2 protein-coding genes are annotated in these 2,094 nt (G+C 53.7%); both read right to left on the bottom strand.

Going from position 1 to position 2,094, the window contains the following annotated elements; all coding sequences use genetic code 11:
- Nucleotides 1-160: 160 nt before the first annotated feature.
- Entirely contained in the window at nucleotides 161-1,351 is a 1,191-nt protein-coding gene (purT, locus tag B5F38_RS14040; RefSeq protein ID WP_087409738.1) for a formate-dependent phosphoribosylglycinamide formyltransferase, read from the bottom strand.
- 362 nt (nucleotides 1,352-1,713) lie between these two features.
- Nucleotides 1,714-1,908, bottom strand: coding sequence for a CDGSH iron-sulfur domain-containing protein (locus B5F38_RS14035; protein ID WP_087409737.1), 195 nt, complete (start codon nucleotides 1,906-1,908; stop codon nucleotides 1,714-1,716).
- Between the last annotated feature and the right edge of the window lie 186 nt (nucleotides 1,909-2,094).

The following is a 2,094-nucleotide window of genomic DNA, read 5'->3' as shown; positions in this document are numbered from 1 at the left end:
AACCAGCCCTTCCCGGAGACTTCCTGCTCCGGTAAAAAGTAATGTGGTCATCTTTTTCTATAATAAAACAAAGAGACCGCCCAAAATCTCTTTTGGGTCGGCCTCTTGTCTTTATTTCCAGATTCTATATTCAGTCTCTATTTGACCGAAGCGAATGCCCTTATCGGGGCAAAACCTTTATCTGTAGTTTCTGGTAGGCACGGTCGGCTTTGGCACGAGCCTCCTCTACGGTATCGGCGATAGCCAGAATCACACCCAGACGGCGGTGACCCACCACTTCGGGTTTACCGAAGATACGTATCTGCACACCCTCTTCGGCGAGTACCTGGTCGAGATTGCCGAATACCACCTTGTCGGTATCGCCTTCGACCACAATGGCACGCGAGGCCGAGGGACCGTAGAAGCGAATGCCGGGAACGGGCAGGCCCAACACGGCGCGAGCATGCAGGGCAAACTGCGAGAGGTCTTGCGAAATCATCGTCACCATACCGGTGTCGTGCGGACGAGGTGAAACCTCGCTGAAGAGCACGTCGTCGCCCTTGATAAACAACTCGACCCCGAAGATGCCGTAACCGCCCAGAGCGTCGGTAATCTTGCGGGCAATCTCCTGAGCGCGCTCCAAGGCCTTCGGCGACATGGCTTGCGGCTGCCACGACTCTCGATAGTCGCCATCGACCTGTATGTGACCGACGGGTTTGAGGAAGGTAGTCCCGGCCGAGTGGCGCACGGTGAGCTGGGTAATCTCGTAGTCGAACTTCACGAAACCTTCGACAATCACCCGACCGGCTCCGGCACGGCCACCCTCCTGGGCATAGTGCCAGGCGTGGTCTATATCATCGGCGGTACGTACGACACTCTGTCCGTGACCCGACGAGCTCATAATGGGCTTCACCACGCAAGGCATGCCTATCTCTTTCACGGCAGCTTCGAACTCCTCGCGGGTCGAGGCAAACCGATAGGGCGAGGTGGGCAAACCCAGTTGCTCGGCGGCCAGACGGCGTATGCCTTCACGGTTCATCGTCAGGTAAGCGGCCGTAGCCGTAGGGGTAACCGAGTAGCCCTCTTTCTCGAGAGCCACCAACGTATCGGTAGCAATAGCCTCTACCTCGGGAATAATGTAATCGGGGCGTTCCTCCTCAATCACTTCGCGCAGTTTCTTACCGTCGAGCATCGACAGCACGTGGCTGCGATGAGCTATCTGCATGGCCGGAGCATTGGCATATTTATCCAACGCAACCACCTCTACACCATAGCGTTGCAACTCGATTGCAACCTCTTTTCCTAACTCTCCGCTACCGCAGAGCAATGCTTTTTTACCGACAGGGGTCAGTACCGTTCCAATTTCTACCATAATCTATTATGCTGTTGTATGTTTTTCTTGTACAAAGATAGTGAAAGGTGAGCGCAGAGACAAAGGAAAACCACGGGTTTTCAAGGTTTGGCTATACCGAGCCGCCCCCTATCTTCTTCAAAGATAGCGAAAGGTGAGAGTAGTGACAAACCGAAAACACAGTTTTCGAGGTTTGGCTATACCGAGCCGCTCCCTATCTTCTTCAAAGATAGTGAAAGGTGAGCGCTGAGGCAAATGAAAACCACGGGTTTTCATTTGGGCTCGGGTCGAACCCGGTCTACCCCTCTGCACTATCCATAAAAAATGCCGGCCTCTCCCTGATGAAGGATGAGGTCGGCCTCGGCCGGAAGAACCGGCAACGGCTATTTCTTGGCGTGGGAACCGTCGCAAAACGGCTGGTTGGCCGACTTGCCGCAACGGCACATGAAGGCTCGCTGCTTTACGACCATACTGCCATCGGAAAACTGGATGCGCACATGCCCGCCAATACGCAGCGGGCCACACTCGATTACTCTCACGACCACCTCGGGTTTTATCGGTACAAGGGCTTCTTTCATAGCTGTTCGTTTTTTAGTTTCTTGCTTACTAAACAGCCGATGACGCCCTTTTGTTTATTCTACCGCCCCGGTCAACAACAAGAGGCCGACCCAAAAGAGATTTTGGGCGGTCTCTTTGTTTTATTATAGAAAAAGATGACCACATTACTTTTTACCGGAGCAGGAAGTCTCCGGGAAGGGCTGGTT

It is taken from the genome of Barnesiella sp. An22, assembly GCF_002159975.1.
GTDB lineage: Bacteria > Bacteroidota > Bacteroidia > Bacteroidales > Barnesiellaceae > Barnesiella > Barnesiella merdigallinarum.
This window is presented reverse-complemented; position numbering and strand designations above follow the sequence as displayed.